Source organism: Mycobacteroides abscessus ATCC 19977 (assembly GCF_000069185.1).
GTDB classification, from domain to species: domain Bacteria; phylum Actinomycetota; class Actinomycetes; order Mycobacteriales; family Mycobacteriaceae; genus Mycobacterium; species Mycobacterium abscessus.
In genome coordinates this window covers 2,324,806-2,348,375 of sequence record NC_010397.1, presented here as the reverse complement: position 1 = coordinate 2,348,375, position 23,570 = coordinate 2,324,806, and the positions used below count along the sequence as shown (strand labels likewise).

Annotated in this window: 24 protein-coding genes; 4 read left to right on the top strand and 20 right to left on the bottom strand. The window is 62.2% G+C overall.

The window, feature by feature from the left end; genetic code table 11:
* Positions 1-15: 15 nt before the first annotated feature.
* A complete protein-coding gene (locus MAB_RS11725) occupies positions 16-681 on the top strand; it encodes a TetR/AcrR family transcriptional regulator (protein ID WP_005058758.1) in 666 nt (221 codons plus the stop codon).
* Positions 682-691: 10 nt separating this feature from the next.
* Here MAB_RS11725 and coaE read toward each other — a convergent pair whose 3' ends face one another.
* The 3 genes from coaE to rpsA all read right to left on the bottom strand — a co-directional run bounded on the left by coaE (position 692) and on the right by rpsA (position 3,990).
* On the bottom strand, positions 692-1,879 hold the full coding sequence (coaE, locus tag MAB_RS11720) for a dephospho-CoA kinase (protein ID WP_005088698.1): 1,188 nt from the start codon (positions 1,877-1,879) through the stop codon (positions 692-694).
* A 20-nt stretch (positions 1,880-1,899) separates the two neighbouring features.
* On the bottom strand, positions 1,900-2,421 hold the full coding sequence (erm(41), locus tag MAB_RS11715; RefSeq protein WP_012296532.1) for a 23S rRNA (adenine(2058)-N(6))-methyltransferase Erm(41): 522 nt from the start codon (positions 2,419-2,421) through the stop codon (positions 1,900-1,902).
* Between the two features lie 123 nt (positions 2,422-2,544).
* Positions 2,545-3,990: a 30S ribosomal protein S1 gene (rpsA, locus tag MAB_RS11710; RefSeq protein ID WP_005110800.1), complete on the bottom strand. Its 1,446-nt coding sequence runs from the start codon at positions 3,988-3,990 to the stop codon at positions 2,545-2,547.
* 164 nt (positions 3,991-4,154) lie between these two features.
* Between rpsA and MAB_RS11705 the strand changes: the two genes are divergently transcribed.
* Positions 4,155-5,363 (top strand): PrsW family intramembrane metalloprotease, encoded by a 1,209-nt coding sequence (locus MAB_RS11705; protein ID WP_012296531.1) that lies wholly within the window; start codon positions 4,155-4,157, stop codon positions 5,361-5,363.
* A 27-nt stretch (positions 5,364-5,390) separates the two neighbouring features.
* Positions 5,391-6,890 (top strand): flavin-containing monooxygenase, encoded by a 1,500-nt coding sequence (locus MAB_RS11700; RefSeq protein ID WP_005086008.1) that lies wholly within the window; start codon positions 5,391-5,393, stop codon positions 6,888-6,890.
* Here the strand turns inward: MAB_RS11700 and MAB_RS11695 are convergent.
* A complete protein-coding gene (locus tag MAB_RS11695) occupies positions 6,887-7,342 on the bottom strand; it encodes a MarR family winged helix-turn-helix transcriptional regulator (RefSeq protein ID WP_005115912.1) in 456 nt (151 codons plus the stop codon). The two genes, MAB_RS11700 and MAB_RS11695, sit on opposite strands and share 4 nt — an antisense overlap.
* A gap of 241 nt (positions 7,343-7,583) precedes the next feature.
* On the opposite strand from MAB_RS11695, the gene MAB_RS11690 reads away from it, so the two are divergent.
* Complete coding sequence (locus MAB_RS11690; protein ID WP_005110793.1) at positions 7,584-8,705, top strand: NAD-dependent epimerase/dehydratase family protein; 1,122 nt, start codon at positions 7,584-7,586, stop codon at positions 8,703-8,705.
* 5 nt (positions 8,706-8,710) lie between these two features.
* On the opposite strand, the gene MAB_RS11685 is transcribed toward MAB_RS11690, so the two are convergent.
* From MAB_RS11685 to MAB_RS11610, 16 genes are all read right to left on the bottom strand, one after another.
* Entirely contained in the window at positions 8,711-9,205 is a 495-nt protein-coding gene (locus MAB_RS11685; RefSeq protein ID WP_005110790.1) for an SRPBCC family protein, read from the bottom strand.
* 9 nt (positions 9,206-9,214) lie between these two features.
* Positions 9,215-9,850, bottom strand: a complete 636-nt coding sequence (locus tag MAB_RS11680) for a TetR/AcrR family transcriptional regulator (protein WP_005086013.1) — start codon at positions 9,848-9,850, stop codon at positions 9,215-9,217.
* A gap of 74 nt (positions 9,851-9,924) precedes the next feature.
* The gene (locus MAB_RS11675) at positions 9,925-10,104 is read right to left on the bottom strand and encodes a DUF1272 domain-containing protein (protein ID WP_005086014.1); all 180 of its coding nucleotides are present in this window, start codon (positions 10,102-10,104) and stop codon (positions 9,925-9,927) included.
* Positions 10,105-10,114: 10 nt separating this feature from the next.
* Complete coding sequence (locus tag MAB_RS11670) at positions 10,115-11,008, bottom strand: alpha/beta fold hydrolase (protein WP_005115911.1); 894 nt, start codon at positions 11,006-11,008, stop codon at positions 10,115-10,117.
* Entirely contained in the window at positions 11,005-11,397 is a 393-nt protein-coding gene (locus MAB_RS11665) for a hypothetical protein (protein ID WP_005110786.1), read from the bottom strand. Before MAB_RS11665 ends, MAB_RS11670 begins: the two co-directional genes overlap by 4 nt.
* Positions 11,398-11,485: 88 nt before the next feature.
* Complete coding sequence (locus MAB_RS11660; RefSeq protein ID WP_005088716.1) at positions 11,486-12,241, bottom strand: HD domain-containing protein; 756 nt, start codon at positions 12,239-12,241, stop codon at positions 11,486-11,488.
* 68 nt (positions 12,242-12,309) lie between these two features.
* On the bottom strand, positions 12,310-13,296 hold the full coding sequence (locus MAB_RS11655; RefSeq protein ID WP_005110783.1) for a bifunctional lysylphosphatidylglycerol flippase/synthetase MprF: 987 nt from the start codon (positions 13,294-13,296) through the stop codon (positions 12,310-12,312).
* Between the two features lie 27 nt (positions 13,297-13,323).
* The gene (locus MAB_RS11650; RefSeq protein ID WP_005110781.1) at positions 13,324-14,643 is read right to left on the bottom strand and encodes a cation:proton antiporter; all 1,320 of its coding nucleotides are present in this window, start codon (positions 14,641-14,643) and stop codon (positions 13,324-13,326) included.
* A gap of 8 nt (positions 14,644-14,651) precedes the next feature.
* Positions 14,652-16,394, bottom strand: a complete 1,743-nt coding sequence (locus tag MAB_RS11645) for an NAD(P)/FAD-dependent oxidoreductase (RefSeq protein WP_005086020.1) — start codon at positions 16,392-16,394, stop codon at positions 14,652-14,654.
* Positions 16,391-17,809 (bottom strand): NAD(P)/FAD-dependent oxidoreductase, encoded by a 1,419-nt coding sequence (locus tag MAB_RS11640; protein ID WP_005086021.1) that lies wholly within the window; start codon positions 17,807-17,809, stop codon positions 16,391-16,393. Before MAB_RS11640 ends, MAB_RS11645 begins: the two co-directional genes overlap by 4 nt.
* On the bottom strand, positions 17,809-18,345 hold the full coding sequence (locus MAB_RS11635; protein WP_005086022.1) for a flavin reductase family protein: 537 nt from the start codon (positions 18,343-18,345) through the stop codon (positions 17,809-17,811). Before MAB_RS11635 ends, MAB_RS11640 begins: the two co-directional genes overlap by 1 nt.
* Positions 18,326-18,814, bottom strand: coding sequence for a hypothetical protein (locus MAB_RS11630; protein WP_005075257.1), 489 nt, complete (start codon positions 18,812-18,814; stop codon positions 18,326-18,328). Before MAB_RS11630 ends, MAB_RS11635 begins: the two co-directional genes overlap by 20 nt.
* Before the next feature lie 38 nt (positions 18,815-18,852).
* Positions 18,853-19,350: an SRPBCC family protein gene (locus MAB_RS11625; RefSeq protein WP_005086023.1), complete on the bottom strand. Its 498-nt coding sequence runs from the start codon at positions 19,348-19,350 to the stop codon at positions 18,853-18,855.
* A 37-nt stretch (positions 19,351-19,387) separates the two neighbouring features.
* Positions 19,388-20,665 carry an aspartate aminotransferase family protein gene (locus MAB_RS11620; RefSeq protein ID WP_005110778.1) on the bottom strand — a complete coding sequence of 426 codons (1,278 nt, stop codon included), beginning with the start codon at positions 20,663-20,665 and terminating at the stop codon, positions 19,388-19,390.
* A gap of 20 nt (positions 20,666-20,685) precedes the next feature.
* Positions 20,686-21,828 (bottom strand): acyl-CoA dehydrogenase family protein, encoded by a 1,143-nt coding sequence (locus tag MAB_RS11615; protein WP_005110776.1) that lies wholly within the window; start codon positions 21,826-21,828, stop codon positions 20,686-20,688.
* Positions 21,825-23,447, bottom strand: coding sequence for an aldehyde dehydrogenase family protein (locus MAB_RS11610; RefSeq protein WP_005110774.1), 1,623 nt, complete (start codon positions 23,445-23,447; stop codon positions 21,825-21,827). Before MAB_RS11610 ends, MAB_RS11615 begins: the two co-directional genes overlap by 4 nt.
* Positions 23,448-23,570: the final 123 nt, after the last annotated feature.

Genomic DNA, 23,570 nt, shown 5'->3' with positions numbered 1-23,570 from the left:
CGTTATCCTCGGCAAGTGGCGCAACTGACATTCCAACGCGCCCGGACTGACGAAAAGAAGCGTCAGCGGGCAGCGGCAATCGTGGAAGCTGCGCGGTCGCTGGCTGTGGAATCAGGCGTCACCTCGGTGACGTTGACGGCTGTCGCCAATCGCGCCGGAGTGCACTACTCCGCGGTCCGGCGCTACTTCAGTTCGCATAAAGAAGTGTTGTTGCATCTGGCTGCCGAGGGCTGGACCCGATGGTCGGCCACGGTGTGCGCGGCGCTTGCCGAACCCGGACCCGGGTCCCCCGCCCGAGTGGCCGAGTCTCTGGTCCACGGCCTGGTCGACGACCCCCTGTTTTGCGATCTGCTAGCCAACCAGCACCTTCACCTGGAGCATGAGGTCGACGTCGAACGAGTCGCCGAGGTCAAGCAAATCAGCAACGTGGCCGTCATGTCGATCGCCGAGTCGATCGAACGCACCCTTCCAGAAATCGGCCGCAAAGGCTCGCTGGACATCCTCGTCGCCGGGTTCTCGCTGGCCGCAATGCTGTGGCAGATTGCGCATCCTCCCGAGGGCCTGGAGCACGACTACCGCAGCGAACCCGGTGTCCCACCGGACTGGAGCCTCGATTTCGAACCCGCTCTGACCAGGCTGTTAACGGCCACCTGCATCGGCATCGTCGAGCAGAAGCACTGAAACGGAAAAGCTAAGGCGTCCATTGGGATGCATTGGCCCAATCCAGTGCCCGCGTGTACGCCTGGGCGAACCAAGGCTCCTTGGCATCCACGTAGGCGCCGGGATCGCCGCCGGCCGCAGCCGCCGCCCGCTCAGCCGCCTGCTTGATCGAAAGATACTCGGCGCACGCCTGGTGGTCGGACCGCAGCCAATCCCGGAAAATCAGCGCGAATCGCTGCCCCGGCCAGCCGTCCACTCTCACGTGCACCAGAACGGCGCGTCCCGGATCGGCTGCGGCATGGATGCGCTTACCCCAATGGGCGGTGTCAGAGTCATGTGGGTCATCTGTGGTGATACCCGGGATCGACGGCAACCCGATGCCCGCTAAGGGATCCGCCAGCGTGTCGGCCACGGCAAGTGACTCCACCGTCACCTGGATATCGATGACGTCTTTGGCATCCAGACCAGGTACTGCCGTGGAGCCGATATGGTCGATCCGCAGCGCCCGCGAGCCACAAGCCACCGCAAGGCGATTGATGACGCGCTGCGCCTGCACCGGCCACGTCGGATCCGCAGGCATCAGCTCGGGCCGCCACGGCGCGCGTTGCCGCATGCGCAGATTATGTGCGTAGGGCAGCAGCCGGGAAGCCCACAGATCACGCACCGCGTGCGCAAGCACCTCGGTATCGCCAGAGTTGTCCAGCCACACATCCGCGATCGCGCGGCGCTGCTCATCGGAGGCCTGCGCGGCGACGCGCGAGCGGGCGTCCTGCTCATTCATCCCACGATGAGTGACAAGCCGTGTCACCCGAGTTTCGATGTCCGCGTGAACGACCAGAACCAGGTGATAAAACGGCGCGAGTGAGTTTTCGGTGAGCAGCGGAATATCTTCCACCACAACAGCTTCCTCACCCGCAGCCGCAATCAGTTCAGCCCGGCGCGCCCCCACCAACGGATGCACTATCCCATTGAGAGTGGCGCGGTGCTCATCGTCCTGGAATGCGATGGCCGCCAATGCCGGACGATCCAGGGCACCGTCGGCACGCAGTATCGTTTCTCCAAAGGCCTCCACGAGCGCCGCCAGCCCAGGCGTTCCGGGTTCCACCACCTCGCGTGCGATCACATCGCTGTCCACGATGAAAGCCCCGCACCCGGCGAGGGTCCGCGAGACGGTGGACTTCCCCGCACCGATTCCACCGGTTAGGCCGATACGCAACATGCCCGCAGTCTGTCACAGGGTCAGCGCCGCCTGATCACCAGCACCGACGAATCCACCTGCGGTGGATGATGGAAAGCGCTTCGCGGCAATGTGATTCCGGCCCGTAGCGTCCAATGGCGAACAGGTGCTCGCTTCGCATGTTTGTGCACAGCCCCGCGCTGCAGCACCAGGTCGGCAGCCAGCAGCCGGGATTCCGGCGTCAAGAGACTCCGTATCAGTGCGCTGGTGACTTGGTAGGGCGGGCTCGCCACCACCCGAAATGGCCGTCGCGGCCACCGGAAGGCGAGCAGGTCCGCTTCCGCTATCCGGACATCTTCCTCGGCAAACCGTGAACGAAGGTGTCGAGCCCGCCCCGGATGCAGCTCGACGGCTAGCACCCTGGCACCAGCGGCAACCAGATGTGCCGTCAGCGCGCCGTGTCCTGCGCCCAGATCCACAACGAACTCCCCTGAGCGAACACCGGATTCGGCGACGATCCGCGCCGCCCAGTCATCAGTGAGCGGATACCAGCCCCACTGGCGTCGCGACCGTTGGCCGGACACGACGCAGCACCATCATGAATATGCCCATGCTCCAAAGATATCGGGGCATGCAACTGGTTTCGATAGATCACGAAGAAGGCCCCGGTCGCCATGACCGGGGCCTTCTTTCGTCAGAACGTGCGCTTAGGCGTTGCCTGCCAGCTTCTCGCGCAGTGCGGCGAGCTGCTCGTCGTTGGCGAGCGAGCCGCCCTGCGAAGCAGAATCGTCGGATCGCGAGGAACTGCTCGTGGACGCCGCCGCGGCCTCTGCCTCGGCAGCTGCCGCCGACTTCTCCATCTGCACGGTGTGCATCTTGTGACGGCGCTCGGCCTCGGCGTACCGGGCTTCCCACTCCTCACGCTGCTTGTCGAAGCCCTCGAGCCATTCGTTGGTCTCGGCGTCGAAGCCCTCCGGGAAGATGTAGTTCCCGGCGTCGTCGTAGCTGTCGGCCATGCCGTACTTCGAGGGGTCGAACTCCTCGGTGTAATCCTCGTTGGCCTGCTTGAGGCTCAGCGAGATCCGGCGACGCTCCAGGTCGATGTCGATGACCTTGACCATCGCGTCGTCGCCGACACCCACAACCTGGTCCGGCACCTCAACGTGGCGCTCCGAGAGCTCGGAGATGTGCACCAGGCCCTCGATGCCCTCCTCGACACGGACGAACGCACCGAACGGCACCAGCTTGGTGACCTTACCCGGCACAATCTGGCCGATGGCATGCGTGCGGGCGAAGTGGCGCCACGGGTCTTCCTGAGTGGCCTTGAGCGACAACGAGACCCGCTCACGGTCCATGTCGACGTCGAGAACCTCGACGGTGACCTCGTCGCCCACCTGAACAACCTCGGACGGGTGATCGATGTGCTTCCAGGACAGCTCGGACACGTGAACCAGGCCGTCAACCCCTCCGAGATCGACGAACGCGCCGAAGTTGACGATCGAGGACACGACACCCTTGCGGATGGCACCCTTGGTGAGCTGGTTGAGGAATTCAGAGCGAACTTCGCTCTGGGTCTGCTCGAGCCACGCGCGACGCGAGAGCACCACGTTGTTGCGGTTGCGGTCCAGCTCGATGATCTTGGCCTCGATCTCCTTGCCGATATACGGCTGCAGATCGCGGACGCGACGCATCTCGACCAGCGACGCGGGCAGGAAGCCGCGCAGACCGATGTCCAGGATCAGGCCGCCCTTGACGACCTCGATGACGGTGCCCTTGACGGCCTCGTCCTTCTCCTTGAGCTCCTCGATCGTGCCCCAGGCCCGCTCGTACTGAGCGCGCTTCTTGGACAGGATCAGGCGGCCTTCTTTGTCTTCCTTGGTGAGAACCAGGGCCTCGACCTCGTCGCCCACGGAAACGACCTCGTTGGGGTCGACATCGTGCTTGATCGAGAGCTCGCGGGACGGGATGACACCTTCGGTCTTGTAACCGATGTCAAGAAGAACTTCGTCGCGGTCAACCTTGACGATGGTCCCTTCGACGATGTCGCCATCGTTGAAGTACTTGATCGTCTTGTCGATAGCGGCGAGAAAATCCTCGGCCGAGCCGATGTCGTTGACGGCTACTTGCGGCGAGGTGACGGTGGGACTTGGCATGTGTGGGGTTGCTCCGGACAGGTTGTGTAGTAGGGACAGTGCTGGGTGCAGCTAGCCTCAGCTGCGGACGCGCTTCTACCTCCGCACGTGCGGCAGAGATGTGCTTCACCTTACTAGACCGCGCTCCACCAGCACAAACCCGGCCGCCCCGAGGGGCGGCGTCAATGGGGCGCTACCGCACGCGCCCGGGAGGTCGCAGCTACTCTTCGGTGGTGTCCTACGCGCCGGCGCCCACACCCCTTCCACCGATGCCCGGATTTGGGCAGCGGATCAAGCAGGTAGGTGCGCCGATCGGCGTCATCATCGCTCTTGCGCTGGTGACGGGATTGATCATTACGGGCCTGCTGCTGTCCAATCCCGTTGGGGCGATGATCGGCCTGGTCCTCTCCAGCGTCGCCATCGGGATCGTGGTTCTGTGCTATCTCTGGCTGGATCGCTGGGAACCGGAGCCCTCCCGGCTCCTTGTGCTGGCATTCGTCTGGGGCGCATCGCTTGCCGTCGTCGTGTCGATCGTCCTTGAGATGGCCTTCGGCTCGGTCTACGCCCCGGACGGCAGCACGTCCTTCGCCTCGATCGCCATCCGTGCACCATTCATCGAAGAGGCCGCCAAGGGCGCCTTCCTGCTGCTGATGCTGACCGGCCGGCGCCGCCACGAGCTGAATTCACTGACCGACTGCCTGGTGTACGCGGGTATCACCGCGGCGGGATTCGCGTGGCTCGAAGACATCGCCTACATCGGCAGCGGCAACACCGTGGGAGAGTCCGTGCTGACCGCGATCGTCCGGCTCGGACTGGGCCCGTTCGCGCATTCGCTCTTCACAAGCATGACGGGGGTCGGCGTGTATTACGCCCTGCGGCGACGTGACGCCACGGGCAAGTTCTTCCGCATCCTGGCCGGATACCTGGCGGCGGTGGTCATGCACGGTTTGTGGAATGGCTCATCGTTCCTCGGGCTCAAGGGCTATCTAGCCGTGTACGTGCTCTGGATGGTGCCGATGTTCGTACTGATGATCGTGGTCGGCGTACGCAGCCGGCGTAGGGAACAGCACGTGGTCGCCGGGAAACTGCCCGGGATGGTGGCAGTCGGGTTGATCACTCCCAATGAGGCGACCTGGCTGGGATCGCTCAAGGAACGCAAACACGCCATCGCCGCTGCCAGACGAATCGGCGGGGCCCCCGGCGGGGCCGCCGTGAAAAACTTCGCGGCCCAGGTCGTTGAGCTCGCCTTCGTGCGGGATCGCATCGAACGGGGCTCCCGGGATCCACGGGACGTCGCGATGCAGACCGAGGAGGCATACGCGGTCATGGCCGCCCGCGCGGCCGCGCCGATCTTGCAAGCACTCGCGGGCTATCGGGCTTCCCTCTCGGGGTAGCGTGATGGGCCAGATGTTGTCTCATCAATGACGATCAGGAGCATCATGTCGGACATGCCGAGAGATGAATTAGTAGACGTTCTCATCGTCGGCGCCGGGATATCCGGTATCAATGCCGCTATCCGATTGAGCGGCGCCGGCCGCAGCTTTCACATCGTCGAGCGCCGCGAGCGCATCGGCGGGACCTGGGACCTGTTCCGCTACCCCGGAATCCGCTCCGACAGCGATATCTATACGCTCAGTTTCGGGTACCACCCCTGGCATGAACGCAACACCATCGCCGATGGCGCGGACATTCGCGACTATCTGGAGCACGCGGCCAGCGACTACGACATCGACGGGCATATCACCTTCTCGGCCAAGGTCACCAGCGCCGATTTCGGGACCGATACCGACATCTGGTCGGTGCGCGTCGACACACCGGCCGGCCCGACGACTTACCGCGCCAAGTTCCTGTACCTGTGCACCGGCTACTACAACTACGACGACGGCTACACCCCGGAATTCCCGGGGGTGGAGAAGTTCGCCGGGCGATTGATCCATCCCCAACATTGGCCAGATGACCTGGATTGCTCCGGCAAGGAGATCACTGTCATCGGCAGCGGCGCGACCGCGATCACCCTGGTGCCGTCGTTGGCGCGCGCCGGGGCCAAGGTGAATATGCTGCAGCGTTCCCCCAGCTATATCTACCCGATCGCCCGAGTTGACGCGGTTGTCGATGTGATGCGAAAAGTCTTTCCACTCAGCATTGTTCAGCATTTCGCACGCATCTGGCTGGGCGGATTCAACTGGATCATGTATCAGGTATGCCGCAAGGCACCCGGCTTCGCGAAGTGGTTCCTCAGACGGCGCATCACCAAACTGCTCCCTGCGGGCTACCCGGTCGACGTGCATTTCGCACCCCGCTACAACCCGTGGGATCAACGCGTATGCGCGGATACCGACGGCGACCTCTTCGAGGCCATCAGCAATGGAGGGGTCCGGATGGTCACCGACACCATCGACACCTTCACGTCCGCGGGAATCCGGTTGGGCTCGGGCCAGGAGTTGCCTGCCGATGTGATCATCACTGCCACAGGGCTGAATCTGCAGATCTTCGGCGGCATCGCGCTGAGCGTGGACGGCTCCCCTGTGGACGCGCCGAATCGGTTCATCTACAAGGGCTATCTGATCGAGGGAGTACCGAACGCCGCCTGGAGCGTCGGATACACCAATGCGTCATGGACACTGCGTGCCGACTTGAGCGCGCGTGCCGTGGTGCGACTTCTCGACTACATGGATCGACACGGTTACACCCACGCCTATCCGGACCGGCACGGCGAGGAACTCGAGGCCCGGCCCTTCTTCAACCTGTCGTCGGGGTACGTGACCCGCGGTGACGCACACATGCCCCGCTCGGGAGTTTCGGGGCCATGGGCAATCCGGCACAATTACGTACTGGATTTCCTTGCGTTCCATCGTGATCGGATTGACGAAAACATGCAGTTCGGCATCGCGAAGTCCAAGGCCGTGTCTTCGGCGGCTTAGTTCCTGGGCGAGAACTGCGGATCATCTAGGTGCGCGAGGTACTCGAGCACCCGCAGGAATGCACCGCGATCGACGGAAGATACCCCAGCCAGGATCCGATTCTCGTTGTCCTGTATCGCTTTCTGCACTGCCGTAACGGTCTTACGTCCGGCAGGGGTCAGCGACAACAGGTTGCTTCTGCGATCGCTGGGATCGGGCTGCCGGTTGATCAGCTTCCGTTCCTGCAAATCGTCCAACACCGCGATAATGCGGGTGCGGTCGGCACCGATGGCATCGGCGAGACTGGCCTGACTGCTGGCCTCATTGTCCCGCAAGGCCGTTAGTACTGCGTACGCCCACATCGACACGCCATGGGTCTCCAAAAGCGGTAACTCCGCGCGCATGAAAGACCGGCCGAGCGGCACCAGTAACGCTGCGATGTCCGGCCTACCGTCGAGGTTCTGTTGCGCCACGAGATCAGAATAAACCAAGCCCGATGATCATATTCATCGATAAATGATACGCCCGAACACATGATATGCGGGCTACCGGGCACCGCCTCCTGCCCGCCACCGGGCGACATCGACATCCCTTCCTTGGCCATACCGAATTATTACCACCGACTATCACTTGCCTACCGACTACAAGTCGGTTATTTTTAGGAAAGCTGCTTCACCAACTTGGCCCAGCCACACCGAAGGGAGCGCCCTGCTCATGAGTGATCTCAAGCCGAAGGTTCTTGTCATTGGCGCATCGGGGGCGCTGGGCAGGGCCGTCTGTGACGTGTTCAGTGCACGACACTGGAATGTACTGCGGGGCTTACGAACTCCCGATGGCCAACCCGATTCCGTCTATGTAGACCTTGAGGATGAACAGTCGGTCGCCGAGGCCATGGCTGGCGTGGACATCGTGGTGAACACGGTGCCGCTCAACTACACGGCCGAAAGAATCGCATTGACCACCGGCGCCAAGCTGCTCAGCCTCGCCATCACCGAGATGTCCGCACAACAGGGATTGAGGAACCAATACCTGAGGGCCTCGGGGACCGTTGTCTTGAATGCCGGTCTCGCACCAGGTGTGACGAATCTCGTAGTCAACGACCTGGTTTCGCATGACCGGTATTGGAAGGGACGCATCACGATCGCGGTCCCCCTGCCATGGAATGGATATCGGGGCGCCGAAGGGATTCGGCTGGTGCACGCGAACTTCACCACATCAGGAAGACACGGAGCTTACTCGGGATCCCATGATGCGGTGATCATTTCGTTCCCCGAGCCGATCGGTGACACGGAGTGCATCGGTTGGTCCGAACGAAACGACGGCTGGGTGCAGCGGCTGGCCGCCGGTCGTATGGTTCGTGCGTACTGCTACATCGACAACCGGCGGCTCAACTCCTGGATTGTGCGTCTGAACAAGCGGGACATCTTGGGTCGACTTCCACTGTGGCCGTTCCTGAGGTTTCAGCGCAGGTTCGACGCACCCACGGAAGAGCCCGTTTCCATTTGGGTCTCGTTAAAAACACCCGAGTTTGAGCACTCCAGGATCATCACGTGCACCGGGTGGTATCTCAGTTCAGCCAAGGCGGCCGAGGTGATGGCCGCGCAGCTGCTCAATAGCGAGCATCTCGCGGGCCGCGGCTGCCTGGACTCGAACGAGGCATTCACTCTCGCCGAACTTGCCGTCCCACTGCAAGAATGCGGCGTCGTGGTGCATAACCACCTTCCCGAGATCGGGATTCACCGCGCAGTACCGGCGTACGCGGGCCGTCCGGCCGCCGGCTGGGCCCCCGGTCTGGGTGAGCGCGATCGCTGGAGCGGCACCGACACCCCTCGTTAGACGCCTTATGAGAGTTGGCCGTCGGCCGAAGGCATGGCCGTACTCGCACGGCCGTGGTTCACCTCCAGCGCGGATTGCGCGGCATCGAGGACCTGGGAGAAAGCACGGCCGAACAGTCTTGGCAATATCGCTCTCGTTGTTTGTGCCGCAAAGACCGGCAGCCGAAGCTCGGCACTCGACGACCACATGAGATCCGTGCCCTGGGCGGTTGGTGTCAGAACTACGGCACCACCTTCATGTCGCACCGGTGGCATGCATTTGACAACCCGATAGCTGAACGAATAGGGCGGGTCGAAGCGCGTGATCTCTTCGTGCACAACCGCAAAGGGGAAGGTGAATCTGCGTATCGCACCGGCTCCGTATGCCGCGGCGCTTCCGGAGCGGATCAGTTTTGCCGCCAAGAACAGTGGTGAGTCGGTGTAGTTTTCGGCATTGCTGATCCAGTCGAAGACATCGGCAATCGGTGCGGCGATGCTGCGTCGTACCTCGATGGTTTCCACGGGACGCCGCTAGCTCTTACGCCGCCCGCGGGTGGCCGCAGGCGGTTTACGCAATCCGGCGAACATGCACAACATTACTGTCTCCACCTCTTGTGCCGCTTCGGCGTAATCGGCGGAATTGGCGATCAATAGGGACGATTCACACAGCACGCGGAAAATCAGTTGGGACGCCTTTTCGATCGACAGGTCCCTCAATTCGCCGTTCTCTTCGGCCTCGGTAAGCAGGGTCCGGATGAGAGGCAGAGCCAGCTCGCCTTCCAGTGCCTGGGTGCGTTCGGCACCCAGCACGCCCATGACTTGGCGTACGAGCACTCGGGGCTCGCGATTGTCGGTATACCCCTTGATCACCGCACTGGCCGCAGCTTCGATCCGATTCCACGATCCGGCAGGTACATCGATGAGAACCTTGACAACGTTCTCGATGACCCCTTTGGTGGCATCGCGGTAAACATCGATGAATATCTCTTGCTTGTCTTTGAAATGGTGGTAGATGGCACCCTTACTCACCTGGGCCGCCTCGGCGATGTCGTCCACCGAGGTGTCATCGAATCCGCGCTCGACGAACAGCATTCTGGCGGCCTCGACGATGGCCGAGCGTGTCAGCGCGGCATACCGCTCGCGGCGACCCGGCTTGGATTCGCTCATAGACCTCGATACTACTCTCTGAACACCATTTTGTAATCGACTCCCGGTATCTAGAAGCGGGTTGGCTACCGCACTCATGAAGCCGAGGCGCCGCGTGCCGCCCTACGCGGGCGTGGTGTCAGTTCGCCTCCACAGTTCGGGCACGTATTCACGATATTGTGACAATGCGGGCAAAACGTGCATTCGTAACTGCAAATCCACGCGGCCGCGGCATGATTCAGCGGCGTTCCACATTTCTCACACCCCGGCTTCATCTCCAACATGTCAACTCCCCACCTCTGTGGAGGACTCTTGCCGACCCGCCGAGTGCCAGTGTCTGTAAAGCAGCGGCAGCAGCCGGTCTGCATCCTCATCGGGAAAGTACAGTCGGCCGTCCGGTACGGTTTCGAAGGTTACTGGGCCACCGAAAAGTTCGGCGAGTCGCTGCCCGTACTTGAGTGGAAAAAAGTAGTCGCCCAGACCCCAGGCGATCAGCGTCGGTTTGGTAAATGTCACCAGGCCGGCACGTGCGGCTTCAAGGTCTCGGGTATGCATCGCCCGCAACATCTTTGACAGAAAACGGGATGACTCTGCGGTTCCAAACACGGGCTGTCCGTATGACTCCACGATGCTATCCGGCAGGCGGCCGGGCTTACGGTACCCGGCACCTAACAGCGCTCTGAGCACTTTGCGGCGCGCAAACAGACGTGGGCCGATCAGGGCCATCAGCGGTGGCCGGGCCAGTGCCACTACCGGTTTGAACAGTTTGGGAGGCACATGGCCTTCGGTGTCACAGTTGGTCAGCGCCAGGGTTCTGATTCGGTCCGGTTGACGGGCAACCATGATTTGCGCAACCGCTCCCCCGGTGTCGTTGGCTACCAGGTCGAACTCGTCAATCCCAATGCTGTCCAGAAATTCCGCGATAAGTTGGGCTAGCCCCGACAGTGTGACGTCGATGCCATCCGCCGGAACGGGCGAGTGCCCGTGACCGGGCAGATCCAGTGCGATGCAGCGCCGTCCCGTGGCCGCGACGGCGGTCACGACATCGCGCCAGAGCAGACTGTTGGTGAGGACCCCGTGAACGAATACCGTCGGTGAACCGGCACCGATGTCGAGATAGCTGATGCGGCCACGTTCGATATCCACGCTGCGGCGGTGCTTCTCGAGTCCCAAGCTCATCGCTCCCCCGTGTCCCGATACTGGACGGTAGATCTGTTGGTGCGCCGCCACTCCCATATCCCGAGCGTGGCCAGGGCGGCACTGGTCAGGCACAGCAGTACGGCCTCGGCGGGCCCCAGAAATCGGGCGTTGGCCATGTCCATGTCGACAATGTGGAAGTAGCCGTGCAGGCCGTTCCAGATCGCGGCCAGAATCAGGGTTGGCGCCCGCCACATCGGTAGCCTCCAGCCCAACAGCAGGCCGGTGCCAAAGGTGATGGAACACACCGCGTAGTCGTGGATCAGGTGGGGGTTGTACTCACCGAAGTTGGCGATCGTGCTGCCGAACGACTTGGGATCGGTGGCACCCCAGATACCCAGGACTACGAACACGAAGCCGAAAACCGCCATGGCAGGTCCGAGAGCGTCGCGGCTGTGCTCTGCAGCCGGGGACCGCGTCATGCGACACCACCAGACGTATCAAGCCTGTACATCTCCGTCATCGGTGAGCCGCCGAGTCCAGCGGATTGGTGTTGATCGGGATTGCCATACCAACCTTCCATAGCACTGCTGCCCGTGATGCTTTGCGCTGCAACGACTCATACTTCATCGCGTCGCTGAACGCCCGGGCGAAGCCGGTGCGCGGGTGCCGCCCCGCGACCAGGCGCGTATAGCTCGACGGCACCTGTGATGCCCGAGTGCCTGCCACATCGAGGTGGGCGGCTTCGTGCAGCAGGTACGTTTCGATCTCGGCGCCCGAGCCGACGGGTACGTGCACATCCATGTGAGCGGCAATCACTTCGGCGACATTGGCGGCGAGGGCGTCATCGGCATTGTTCCGCGCAAGCCACGCTTTGGCAAGGTCTGCGCCCTCGACCGCAAAGCAAGCGTACGGGCGCTGATCACGAAACTGGCGAGTGAGTGCGATGTCGTGGAACAGGCTCGAAATGTAAAGCAGTTCCGGGTCGTATCGATGGCCTTCCAACTGGGCGAAAAAATCCCCGAAGTACCAGCAGCGCAGGCAGTGGTTGTACAAGCTCGTGGTGTAATGCTCCGCCACAAACCGTTCGGCGTCCCGCGCCAACGCGGAATCCGGCGGAGCGCTTTCGCGTGCCAGCGCGCTGGAATCGACCCGTCGTAGCCGCGCCCGGAGGGTGCCGGGAAGGGATTTCATCTGGGCGGCCACCGCGGCGCGCGCGAAGCGCATCTGCTCGGGGCGACTGAGGCTGCCAGGTTGTGCGCTCGTGGTTGTCATGATGTGGCCTTCCGGAGGGGAGTAAACGGATTTAGCAGACATGTGTTTGGGGCAGGCATGCGTTTCGTTTAGAGGGCATTGGTCAGGCGCAGCAGGTGCCATACGGAAGACAGGCGCGGACCATTGGCGAACGCGAGATATTCCGGTTCGATGACGTGAGGTGCCCATTTACGTTTGAATGCTTCCTGTGTTTTGGCCGGGTAGATCTTGTCGCCCTTCTCGGCAAGCTGGCGCACCATCCAGCGCACCATGCCGCTGGATCCGTCGGGACATTGCTGGTCGATGCTCGCGAAGGGCGTCAGGCCCAGATGTAGCCATCCGGCACCTTCACTGCGGAACTGCTCGATAGCCGCTAGATTGATCATCTCGATGGTGCCCACCGAGGCATCTGGGTGGCGACGGGTCAGGTCGTACAGCCAGCCGGGTCTGGCTCCGTATGCGGGCGAATACGAGATGTAGCCCGTGACGTGCCCGTCGCGTTCGGCGATGAACAGCCGCTTGCGGTCGCTGCCGCGGCCGGCCCGCTGCCCGACCATGAAGTCGAGTTTTTTGACGTGCCATCCTTTGGCACGCAGCCAGGTACGATCGATCTCCTCCAATTCTCTTGGCGCGTTGGCAATATCGATTTCCCGCACGACAGTGCCTTCACGACCGGCGCGCGAGACGTTTTGACGGACCTTGGCCAGCGGCTTGCCCTTTTTCGTGAAATCGGCCAGGCGGACCGAGTAGGAGCTGCCGAATTGGTCTACGGTGAAGCCGCGGGACGCGAACAATGCCGTGTCGTCTTCTCGCACTTGCACTGCGACCATATTGCGACCCGCGACCACTTCTTCGAGGAACCGGTCGAGTAGGGGTCCACGTTCAGGTTCGGCGGCGAATGGGCCCCCGAGCACGAACACCGTTCGGCCGCGGCGGCGGTAGGCAACAATTCCGGCGATATCCGGGGTGGTGAAGTGGCTGGTGTCGTCGTTACAGGCAATAAAGGCGCTGGGGTGGTCGGCATATGAGGCGATGGCGACGACAGGGTCGCCGATGTTGGCGGTTTTCTCAGGCACGGCTATCACTTCCCTTTTTGCAGGCATTTATCGGTTGAGCGCGGGCTCTTGCGGGGGTTTCGATATCACCGCCGGCAGCTGTCGGCGGGGTGTCAGTGTGCGTTTGAGGACCGGGCCCGCAATCGCGGTCGTGGCGATGGTGGTGACGACGAGTGCGGTGAACACCTCGGGGCTGAACACCCCGCATCGCACCCCGACCATGGCAATCACGATCTGGATGACGCCACGGGTGTTCAGTCCTGCGCCCACCGCTACGGACTCGGGCCAGCTGAATCCGCTGATTCTGGCGCCCATGCCCGCACCCAGGAATTTCGAGAAAACCGCCACCACACATATGGAGGCGGTCAGCGCCAGCACCGGTCCGGAAAGCAGCCTTCCCAGGTCCAGTTGCAGCCCGATGGTCGCGAAGAAGATCGGTCCGAAGAACGCAACAGCCATGGCGTGCAGCGGTTTATGCACTCGGCTTCCGGCCGGTGTCGCCGCGATGACCAGGATGCCCGCGAAGAAGGCTCCGATGACGGGTTCAAAACCCAGCAGTTGTCCGGCGGTGGCGCACACGATGATAGTGGCCACGGTGACGGTGGTGGATGTTGGGGCACTCCATCGAGAGCATCGGCGCGCCAACCGATTTCGTAGCGCAGGGCGGGTAAGTGCGGTGAGTGCGACCACCGCGACGATGGCTGCGACAGCCATTTTCAGCACGGCAACGCCTCCAGTTCCGGAGTCGGACGCCATGCCGGTGACTGCCGACAGCAGCAGCCATCCGGCGACATCATCGACAATCGCGGCGGCCAGGATCACCTGAGCGATCTCGTGCGATGCCAAGCCCAGGTCCATCAGGATCCGGGCAATAACCGGTATCGCGGAGACCGCGACCGCCGTGCCCAAGAACAACGCGAACACGGTGCGATCGACGGCAGCCGGACGCAACGGCTCGGGAACCAGATATCCGACGGCCATGCCCCCGGCCAGCGGTACGGCGAGCCCGAGCACGCTGATCGTGGCGATACCGGCCAGCCGTTGTTTGAGCTTATCGACGTCGACGTGCATGCCCGCGACGCCGACCAACAACACCACCGCCAGCAGGCACAGTCCGGAGATTATTTCCGAGCCGGTCCCGGCGGAGGGAAACAGCGCATCTTTGGTTTCGGGGAACAACCTGCCGAACACTGTGGGGCCCAGGAGAACACCTGCGGCGATCTCGCCGACCATTTTGGGTAGTCCGATCTTGCCGGCGACGGCACCGCACGCCAGGGCCGCCACCAGCAAGATGACCAGGTCTGCAAAGAAGATCAGGGATACGTCCTTGGACAAGGCCGCCGCGGCGGTCACCGCTGTGTTACTCACGACCGGGGCTACTTCCAGTCGCTGTTTCTTGAGGTCACCATGTCCCGTATGGCGTGGTTCGCGTCGCGGACGCCGGATTTGACGGTACCGCCGTAGAACTTGGCGGCTTCTTTGATAACGGGGCCAAACCCGGATTTGAAGTACTGTCCGCGAACATGTTCGGGGCTTTGGTACTTACCCCAGGTGAGAATTCGGGTCATCGAGAACAGGGTGAAAGCCCCCGACGGGCATTGGTCTGCGGGATCTAGGGTGTTCCAGAAACCCGGGATCAATTCACTCTCGCGCAGCGCCGCATAGATCTGCTGCTGAGCCTGGGCCGCATCGATCAGCCCCGCATCGTATTCGTCGATGGCGGCCAACGCCCGATGGAACATCTCGGAGATGACTTTGTTGTCGATACCCTGGATACCGCGATACGGCGCGCATTCCAGCACCCCGAACGCCGATCGATTGTGCGACCTGTCGAAGTCGAATGAAGCCTCCATCTGCCCGTTGACCCCGTATAGGGTTCCGATGGTCCAGACCCGGAACCAGGCGTTCCACAGCTCGAAACTGTCGAAGCTGGTGTACGACGCGGAGACCAGCTTGTCGTAGTAATCGAATGAAAGTTTCGTCCATTCCTGCACGTACGAGAACCGCTCGGTACTGAAGCAGTTGTTGCGCACGGCGTCGATCAAGCGGTGTCCCAACGCGTTAAGGATCATGACGGTGACCGCCAGACCGCTCGAGAACAGCGGGTCGATGAAGTCCGAGGCGTGTGGCAACAGGCACCACCGGTCGCCGACCACCTGCTTGGACGCGAACTGGCTGCGCCGCGAGGCGGTGTACGGCCGTACCGCACTGGCGCCTGCCATCTGCGCGGCGAAATCCGGGAACCTGCCGACGTGCTTCCAAAATTCCGCTTCGGGCGATAGTTCGGACTGAACCGGGTAGCGGTCCAGATCCACATTGATTCCGACGCTGCACAGCCTGCTCGTCGATCCCAGGTAGTTGTCGAAGGGGATCACCCATGCCCAGCCGCCTTCAAACAAATGGTGCAGTGTCCCTTGACTGAACGGGCTCACCGCTCCTTGACGCGCCTGTGCCTCTACTACCTCGTCGAATGGCCGCACTCCGGTGAAATGGCTGAAGATGGTGCGTGATTTCGTCCGGTAGGGCGGGTCAATTCGCAGGTCCAACTTCTCACCAAGGATGCTGCGCATTCCCCCGGCATCAACCAGATAACCGGCGGTGAACTCTCCTTCTCCTTCGGTCTCGATGGTGACCCCATCGGCGCCGAATGCCACATCGGTCACCGGTGTGTGAGTGAGACCTTTGGCACCGTATGACAAGGCTACTTGGTACATGTAGGCGTCGACGTCTTGGCGGAAGAAGTGGGAGTCCGGGCCGATCGGAGGTCCCCAGGTGGGGTATTGGGTGTATTCAGTGGGCTTGGACCGCAACCCTTCCCGGTGATAGACGAAGCTGAAGTTGCGCTTGACTCCGGAGCCCGCACTGACTTTCTTCGACAAGGTCCCGTGTGCCGACAGGTCACCGATCTCCGGGACGTCGTAGCGCAGCGCGAGGTTGCGAAGCCCCATGATGGTTTCCGGGACCGTTGATTCGCCGATCGCGAACCGTGGGTGCCCACTGGCTTCAACCATGAGCACCCGCACCCCGTGGCGCGCCAAAATGGCTGCCAGGGTCGAGCCGCCGATCCCGCCTCCCACGATGATCACGTCATGATTACGGGCCAGTTCTTGCGTCGTCATTTGTCCGCCTCCGCCAATGTTGTCGTGCCCCTTGATGTCTGTCGCCCCGCGGTTGGTCGTGCGACCTGCGGCGGGTTGCTGGTTTTGGCGTCCAGCGCATCGGCGGCATCAAGGGCCTTCAAATAGGCACCGGTGGCCACGTTGCGTAGGAGTGTGGTCGGCACACGTTGAGCGCCGGAGCGGAACCAAGGGATATTGGCGGGCAACGGCTCCCCCACCAAGGTCTTAGCGAAACGCCAGCCCGTATCTACAGAGGTGGAAAATCCATGCCCACACCAACTTCCGGCGAACCAGAGGCCATCCATTCCAGGTACTGGACCGACCACGGGGTTGCGATCAAAAGAACTGGCGGTGATGCCTGACCAGGCGGCGTCAATCTCGACATCGGCCAGAACCGGGAATCGCTCGGTCAGTTCCCGACGGACACGCTGCTGGATTACCCTGGATCGCTTGATGTCTCGGGAAGGAATTCGCGAGGGCACAAACGCCGGTCCGCCGCCGAACACCACCCGCTTGTCCGCGGACATCCGATAATAGTTGAAGAAGGTCCGTTGGTCGATGATCGCGCCGCGACCCGACCAGCCCAGTTCGGCGAGTTGCCCCTCGGTCAACGGCGCCGTGGCCAAGAGATGGGTGCGCAGTGGGATAACCGATGATTTCAGTGGGTTCAGAGTGCCTGAATAGCCGTCGGTGGCCAAGAAGGCGTGCCGGGCCCGCACCTGAGCGCGAGCGGTGAATACACACACCCCGGTGGCGTCGGCCTCGATACTGATCACGGGGCTGTGTTCGTACACCGGGGCACCGCGACGGCGCAGGATGTCGGCCATGCCGGTGACCAACCGGTACGGGTCCACGACCATGGCATCGCGGTACGCAAATCCCGCCTTGTAGCCGGCGCCGGCCCATTGGACGACTTCTTGGGAGCTCAGCCAGGGCACCTCGCGGCCCAGTTCGGCGAGATTTTCCAAATGAGTGACCATGCGGGCCAGCGAGCGGTCGGTCAGGGCGACAAGGGTGTGCGGCTCATCGCGGGCGTCACAGTCGATGTTCTCCTTGGCCACCAGATCCCGCAGCAGTCCCACTCCGTGAAAGGTGGCGTCGAACGAGGCGATGGCGGCGTCATCGCCGTACTTCCGCCGGAACGCGGCCATCGGCATGCTCAAGCCGGGTGAAACGATCCCTGTGCTGCGGCCGGTGGCGCCGGCACCGACATGTTTGGCCTCCAGCACCGCCACCGACAGTTCCGGACGCAATTCAGTGACGAAGTAGGCGGCCGCGAGCCCGGCCAGCCCGGCCCCGATCACGAGCACGTCGACGTCGTGGCGGCCGTCGGTGATCGGGGCAGCGCTTTCCGGACTACCTGGCCACCAAATGGGAGCCGTTTCGGCAAGATGCCCGATTTCTGTTCCGTTCATTAGTCCCTCTCTTGGTGTTCGGTGACAGGCAGGAAGCTGCTGTCATGCCAGACCAGCGGTGCGCCCTTGGTGCCCTCGTGGGTATGGATCACGTGCCCAATCAGCAGCGTGCGGTCCCCGTACCCACACGTGTCGACGACCTCGCAGACTGTCCAGGTTTCGGCCTCCGTCAACACCGGCGCCCCGTAGGTGTGCGCAAATCCGTGCGCGCGAAACCTCGGCGTATTCGACGTGGCGAACTCGGTGGCCAACCCGCGCTGGTGTGCTTGCAGCACATGCACGGCGAACCTGCCGGATTCTGCTGCGGCCCGCAAGGTTTGCGACTCGTGAGCCAGGCATACCGACAGCAACGGCGGTTCGGCGGACACCGCGGAAACCGCGGAGACGGTCAGTCCCAGGGGGCCGAGTTCTTCGCTCATCGCCGAGACGATGCTCACGGTCGATGACAGAGTGCGGTAGAAGCTCAGGGTTCGGGTCCGGTCCACGCCGACGCGAGTGTCGCGCAGGCGCCGGTACTCATCCAGCGATGTCGGCATATCCCGGCGCTTTCGTGGCATGCGCAGACGCTTGGTTCAGTTTCTGCTCGAACTCTTGAAACTCCGGTATCACCTTGGGCTCGAAAGGAATCGAGAACTGTTTCATGAAATTGCCAAACAGTGCCCGGTCCCCGCATAGGTGCAGCGGGATGACCAGCAGCGCCCATTCCCATCCGATGAAGTAGGCCCACAGCGCCACCACCACCGACTGGGTCAAGAAACTGTGCATGGTGTTGTAGAGCACGTAGTAGTACTTCGGTAGGGGCTCGCGCTTCTTGGTGAAGTGAGCAATGACACCGGGTATGTAGCCAACCAGGTCGATGTAACTGAACAGCAGGATCGCCGGCAGCCACCGCACCTCGGAGATGTTCCAGATCAGCAGGGCCCCTGAGACTGTCATGCCGACGAAGTATTCGGCGCGCAATAGGCCGAATGTGGTCTTCGTTTCGAAACGGTTGATGTGGTCCATATCGTTTTTCCCCTAGTTCTTTCGTGGGAGGTTGAGGTTCAGTGCACGGCAACGGCTTCTGCGGCCAGGGCTCGACTCTCCTCGATGACTGGTGTCACATCCGCGATGGTGCGGGACATGATGGTGAAAATGCTTTCTTTCAGCACACGTTCGGCGATCGGTTCGAGAACCCCTGCCAGGCTGGGGATCCCGAAGTCGAATGTGACCTCGAAACTGACCCGAGACCCGGTCGGGCTGGGCTCGACCAGCCATCGGCCGCGGAATATCTCAAAGTCACCCGAGAGCTGCTCGAACGCGATGCTGCGGTCGGCGGGGTTGTGATAATCGACCTCCGTCCAGCGCAGTGGACCGTTGCGGAAGATCACCTCCCAGTCGCTGTAGGTGGTTTCCGGCACCAGAGCACTCGGGTCGTCCTGGCGTACGGTGATCGAGGAGATGTCTTCGACGTATTGGGGGTACTCCTCGAACTGGGCGATGGCGCGGTAGGCCTCATCGGGGTGGGAGCTGGAATCGACGATCAGTTGCGCAGTACGCATAAAGGGGTCCTTCCTACTTCTGTGTGCTTATGTGTGATCAGCCGGGCAGTGCTGCCTTGGCACGGATAGCCACCTGCTCAATCGCGTTGAGGTAGCCCTGGACGAGGAATTCGACGTCGTCGTCGGTGATGACGGCCGGCGGTGTCAACCGCAGGACGTGATCCGAATTCAGTGAGTGGTTGACGATGATGTTGTTGCTGATGAGCTCGATCAGCAGGTCTCCCACGATCGAGGCGTCTGTGAACTCAATGCCGATCAGCAGCCCTTGACCGCGTACCTGTACCTGATCCGGGCCGAACCACTGCGCACTTGCCGAGCTGATCCTGTCCAAAAGGATCTGCCCGAGCTCCGCGGCCCGCTCAACCAATCTCTCCTCGGCGATCACGCGCAACGCTCCGCTGACCGCCGCCATACCCAGTGGGCTGGTTGAGAATGTCGAGGTGTGCAGATAGGGGTCACGGTCGAGTTGACGGAAACACTCGGTGGTGGTGATGGCCGCCGAGACAGGCATTACGCCACCGCCGAGCATCTTGCCGGACAACAAGATATCCGGAATTACACGCTCCCGGTCCACACCCCACCACTGCCCCAATCTCCCGAGTCCGGTTTGGATTTCGTCGGCGACCAGCAGCGCCCCGTACTCGTCGCACACCGCACGCAGACCCGCCAGATATCCGTCGGGAGGGATGATGACGCCGGCCTCGCCCTGTACCGGTTCTACAATCACGCACGCGCGCGCCGTACTCATCGCGAGTTCGGTACGTAGCGCCGCGAGGTCTCCGTACGGCACATGGCTCACACCGGGTAACAGTGGTCGGAACGGCGCCTGGAACACTTCCCGGGCCGTTAAGGACAGTGCGCCCAATGTCTTTCCGTGGTATCCGCCCGTCATCGAGATAAATCGCCGGCACCCGTTGAGGCGGGCGAGCTTCATGGCGGCCTCCGTGGCCTCGGCCCCCGAACATGCGAAATGAATCCGGTCAAGGCCCTTGGGCGTTACGGCGGCCAGGGCTGCGGCCGCCTCGGCGGCGGCGGGTTCATAGAACATGCGGGAGGCCACCGGGTGCTGGTCCAGCTGCCTACGAATGTGGTCGACGACAACCGGGTGTCGATAGCCGGCGAGGGCGACGCCGTAGCCACCGGCGTTGAGGAAACGGGTGCCTTCGGCCGTGGTGAGCCACGCTCCGTCGGAAGATGTTTCGATGTGGCCACCGAAGATGTCGCCCAGGGTGGCCCGGCCACCGCTGAGATGCGTTTTGTATATCCGTGCAATATGCGCGGCACTCGGTGCCTGCGGGCTTGCTGTCACTGACATGACAATGTCCTCTCCCCTACCTAGTCCAGGCGCAACGGTTCGCCGATGGCCGCACGGGCCAGCGCGTCGGCCAGCGACAGCCGTGAGGGCGGATGAAAGGGCGCGCACTGGCAGACACTGGAGAGGTACGCGGTGTCATTCGACGTGATAAAGCCGATTCCGCCGAGGGCTTCCACCGACAAAGCCGCGGCATCACGGATGGCGTCCTGAGCGCCGTACCGGGCGTGAAGTGCCCCCACCAGGGAACGATGGTTCACCGCTTCGTGTTGCAGATGCATAGCGATTCTCTCCAGCAACAAAGTGGCCGTCTCCAGCCGCACCGATAGCTCTGACAGCACGGTCGGCGAGGTGCGGCGCCGCTGGAATACTCGCTCGGCGAGCGCGGTTGCCGCGCCCAGGTAGCAGCTTGTGATCAGCAGTTCGAACCACACGAATCCGATCGTCTGCAGAAGATCCAGGGCACCGCCGTCGTTATTCGCCGGCACGGTCAATTGGTCGTCGACGAACACGTCGGTCAGACGCACTTCATCGCTTTCGGCACCGGCCAGGATGTCCGTGCCCCAGAACGGATGGACGGTGACGCCTTCGGTCTGGGCGGGGATGAGGGCGAAGATAGTTTCCCGTTGACCGCCGTCCTGCGCCGGTAAGGCCATGCTCATCGACAAAAAGTCCATGGATGCCGAAAGGCTGCAGGGCTTTTTGGAACCATTGACGATCACCCCGCCGTCTGTGCGCCGTGCCGTGACTGTGGGTGAGATCACGCTTTGTCCCGGGCTGCCCTCGGCGAACGCCGAGGAGACCAGCATCCGCTGGGAAGCGATCGCCTCCAGCATCGCCCATTCAAATCCGCTGGCCTGCAAACTTTCCGCCAAGGTGAACAATGTCGCCACCGAGAAGTGATGCATCGCGGTCGCCACCGCCAGCGACGGAGACTTTGTGGCGATGGCCCGCATCACCGCCACCGTCTGCAAGGGACTGGCCCCCACTCCCGAATGCGCTGCGGGGATGACCAAGGCAGGCCCATTGAACTTGCGGAAGATCTCGATTCCGCGGTTACCCGGGGACTCCAACTCGTGCAACGGATCGTCAGACAGGGCATCAAGGATTCCCGGCAACAGGTTCTCGGTGATTTCGTATGCAGCACCCGTAGTTTCGAGAATCATGCCTGCTCCTTGTAGTACCGCGGCGGATGCGGGACATACGAGACGGACACACCCTGGATATGAGAGGTCCGCAGCGCCGGATAGTTGGCTTCTCCGAATGCCCCACCGGTCAGGGCGGTGCCACCATGTGTGGGTAGCGGCGCGCCGAAGGCGATATGAGACTCGTTCACCTTGATGATGCCGCTGTTGGTGACATTGGCCACATAGGTATCGATAACCGTTGCGCTACTTGACCATAACGAATTTCGCAGGCCATAGAGGTTTGTATTCACGAAATCAATGACAGTCGAGAGAGCCAGGTCACCGTCGCTAGTGTCCGGCACCACGATCGGCAGCAGCGGAAAGAAGGTCTCGTGTTCGACAGCCTTTACGCGTCGCGAGTTTTTCAAACCGTCAACGCGGATTACGGTGGGCTGCAGAAACATTCCGGCCTCGGACGGGGAGCCGTCGACATGGACGCTGCCGCCGCCGGCCAGCAGTTGAGCCCCGTTGTCCAGGGCGTCGCCGAGCGCGCTGTGGAACTTGTCATGGCGAAGCACCGGCGACAGGAGTACACCGTCTTCGTCGGGATATCCAATGCGGATGCTCGCCGCCTTCGCGATGACTAGGGCGATAAGCTCCTCTGCGATATCAGGGTGTGCAACAACAAGGTTCGGGATCATGCAGAGCTGCCCGGAACCGAAGAACGCTTCGAGAAGCGCATCGGAGGCATAGTCGAGATTGGCATCTGACCACACCACGACGACATCGTTACCGGCCAGCTCGAGGATCGGCTTCTTGCCGGCAGCCACACATCGGCGCTCGATTTCGAGCCCCGGTTCGACCGCACCGAAGTACATGATGTCGTTGACCAGCGGGCTACCTAGCCACTGCTCGAAGGTAGGCGCAGGCTCGGAGCAGACCACGTTGATCGTTCCCACGGGCGCACCGATCTCTTCGAGGACCGGCGCAATGATCTCGATCATGCTGTAGAAGACACCCAACGGCACGGACCGGGGCGCGCGGATTACCACCGCGTTGCCTGCCATCACACTGGTGGCCGCGAGCATTGCGCTGGACATCGGAGCGTTGGCCGGTGGGTTGATGCACACCACACCATCGGCGCAACGGCGCACGATGCGCCGCGAGTCACCGTCGAATGTCTCGTACCACAGCTGACTGCGGTAGAAGTCTCTGGACTGTGCGGTCGTGGTGGCCAACCAGCCCGAGACTTCCCACTTCACCAACTCCCGCGGATGGCCCTCGTAAAGAGCCATCTGCTCAATCTGCTCGCGATGACCGAGGATCCGCGCACCCAGGTGCGCCAGGAAGTCATCCACCCGCACCTGCAGTGGAGCTCCGCGCCACACCTTGGCGGCCCGTGTCGCGGCCGCCAAGGCGGCCTGCATATGCCTGTCTGTTCCAACGGCGACTCGGCCGACGATGCCGGCCATGTCCTCGCCGTATTGCTGCTCACCGGAATCCAGGCGTCGCTTCAGCGTCAATGTAGCAAATGAGTCCTGAAGTACTGCACGTGGGTCAGCAACATAAATCCACCGGTCTTCAGTTACTTGTTCACCGCCGATATAGCTCCCGTAGGAGACCAGTGTGGCCGCGGGCGCGGTGTCGCTGATCGTCATATGTGCCCCTCTATTCATGGTTCTCTTCCGACCTTCGCCAGGACAGTGCCAGAGCCCTCTGAAACGATGCTGACTTGTCTCTGAAATCGGGGATATCGGCACTACAGATGCAGTGCAGCTACT

Coding starts and splice junctions, on each gene's coding strand:
- coaE (WP_005088698.1), bottom strand. CDS start 1,879: ATGTTGCGTATCGGCCTAACCGGTGGAATCGGTGCGGGGAAGTCCACC.
- rpsA (WP_005110800.1), bottom strand. CDS start 3,990: ATGCCAAGTCCCACCGTCACCTCGCCGCAAGTAGCCGTCAACGACATC.
- MAB_RS11705 (WP_012296531.1), top strand. CDS start 4,155: ATGGGGCGCTACCGCACGCGCCCGGGAGGTCGCAGCTACTCTTCGGTG.
- MAB_RS11700 (WP_005086008.1), top strand. CDS start 5,391: ATGACGATCAGGAGCATCATGTCGGACATGCCGAGAGATGAATTAGTA.
- MAB_RS11690 (WP_005110793.1), top strand. CDS start 7,584: ATGAGTGATCTCAAGCCGAAGGTTCTTGTCATTGGCGCATCGGGGGCG.
- MAB_RS11680 (WP_005086013.1), bottom strand. CDS start 9,850: ATGAGCGAATCCAAGCCGGGTCGCCGCGAGCGGTATGCCGCGCTGACA.
- MAB_RS11675 (WP_005086014.1), bottom strand. CDS start 10,104: ATGAAGCCGGGGTGTGAGAAATGTGGAACGCCGCTGAATCATGCCGCG.
- MAB_RS11670 (WP_005115911.1), bottom strand. CDS start 11,008: ATGAGCTTGGGACTCGAGAAGCACCGCCGCAGCGTGGATATCGAACGT.
- MAB_RS11665 (WP_005110786.1), bottom strand. CDS start 11,397: ATGGCGGTTTTCGGCTTCGTGTTCGTAGTCCTGGGTATCTGGGGTGCC.
- MAB_RS11660 (WP_005088716.1), bottom strand. CDS start 12,241: ATGACAACCACGAGCGCACAACCTGGCAGCCTCAGTCGCCCCGAGCAG.
- MAB_RS11645 (WP_005086020.1), bottom strand. CDS start 16,394: ATGACGACGCAAGAACTGGCCCGTAATCATGACGTGATCATCGTGGGA.
- MAB_RS11640 (WP_005086021.1), bottom strand. CDS start 17,809: ATGAACGGAACAGAAATCGGGCATCTTGCCGAAACGGCTCCCATTTGG.
- MAB_RS11635 (WP_005086022.1), bottom strand. CDS start 18,345: ATGCCGACATCGCTGGATGAGTACCGGCGCCTGCGCGACACTCGCGTC.
- MAB_RS11630 (WP_005075257.1), bottom strand. CDS start 18,814: ATGGACCACATCAACCGTTTCGAAACGAAGACCACATTCGGCCTATTG.
- MAB_RS11625 (WP_005086023.1), bottom strand. CDS start 19,350: ATGCGTACTGCGCAACTGATCGTCGATTCCAGCTCCCACCCCGATGAG.
- MAB_RS11620 (WP_005110778.1), bottom strand. CDS start 20,665: ATGTCAGTGACAGCAAGCCCGCAGGCACCGAGTGCCGCGCATATTGCA.
- MAB_RS11615 (WP_005110776.1), bottom strand. CDS start 21,828: ATGATTCTCGAAACTACGGGTGCTGCATACGAAATCACCGAGAACCTG.
- MAB_RS11610 (WP_005110774.1), bottom strand. CDS start 23,447: ATGACGATCAGCGACACCGCGCCCGCGGCCACACTGGTCTCCTACGGG.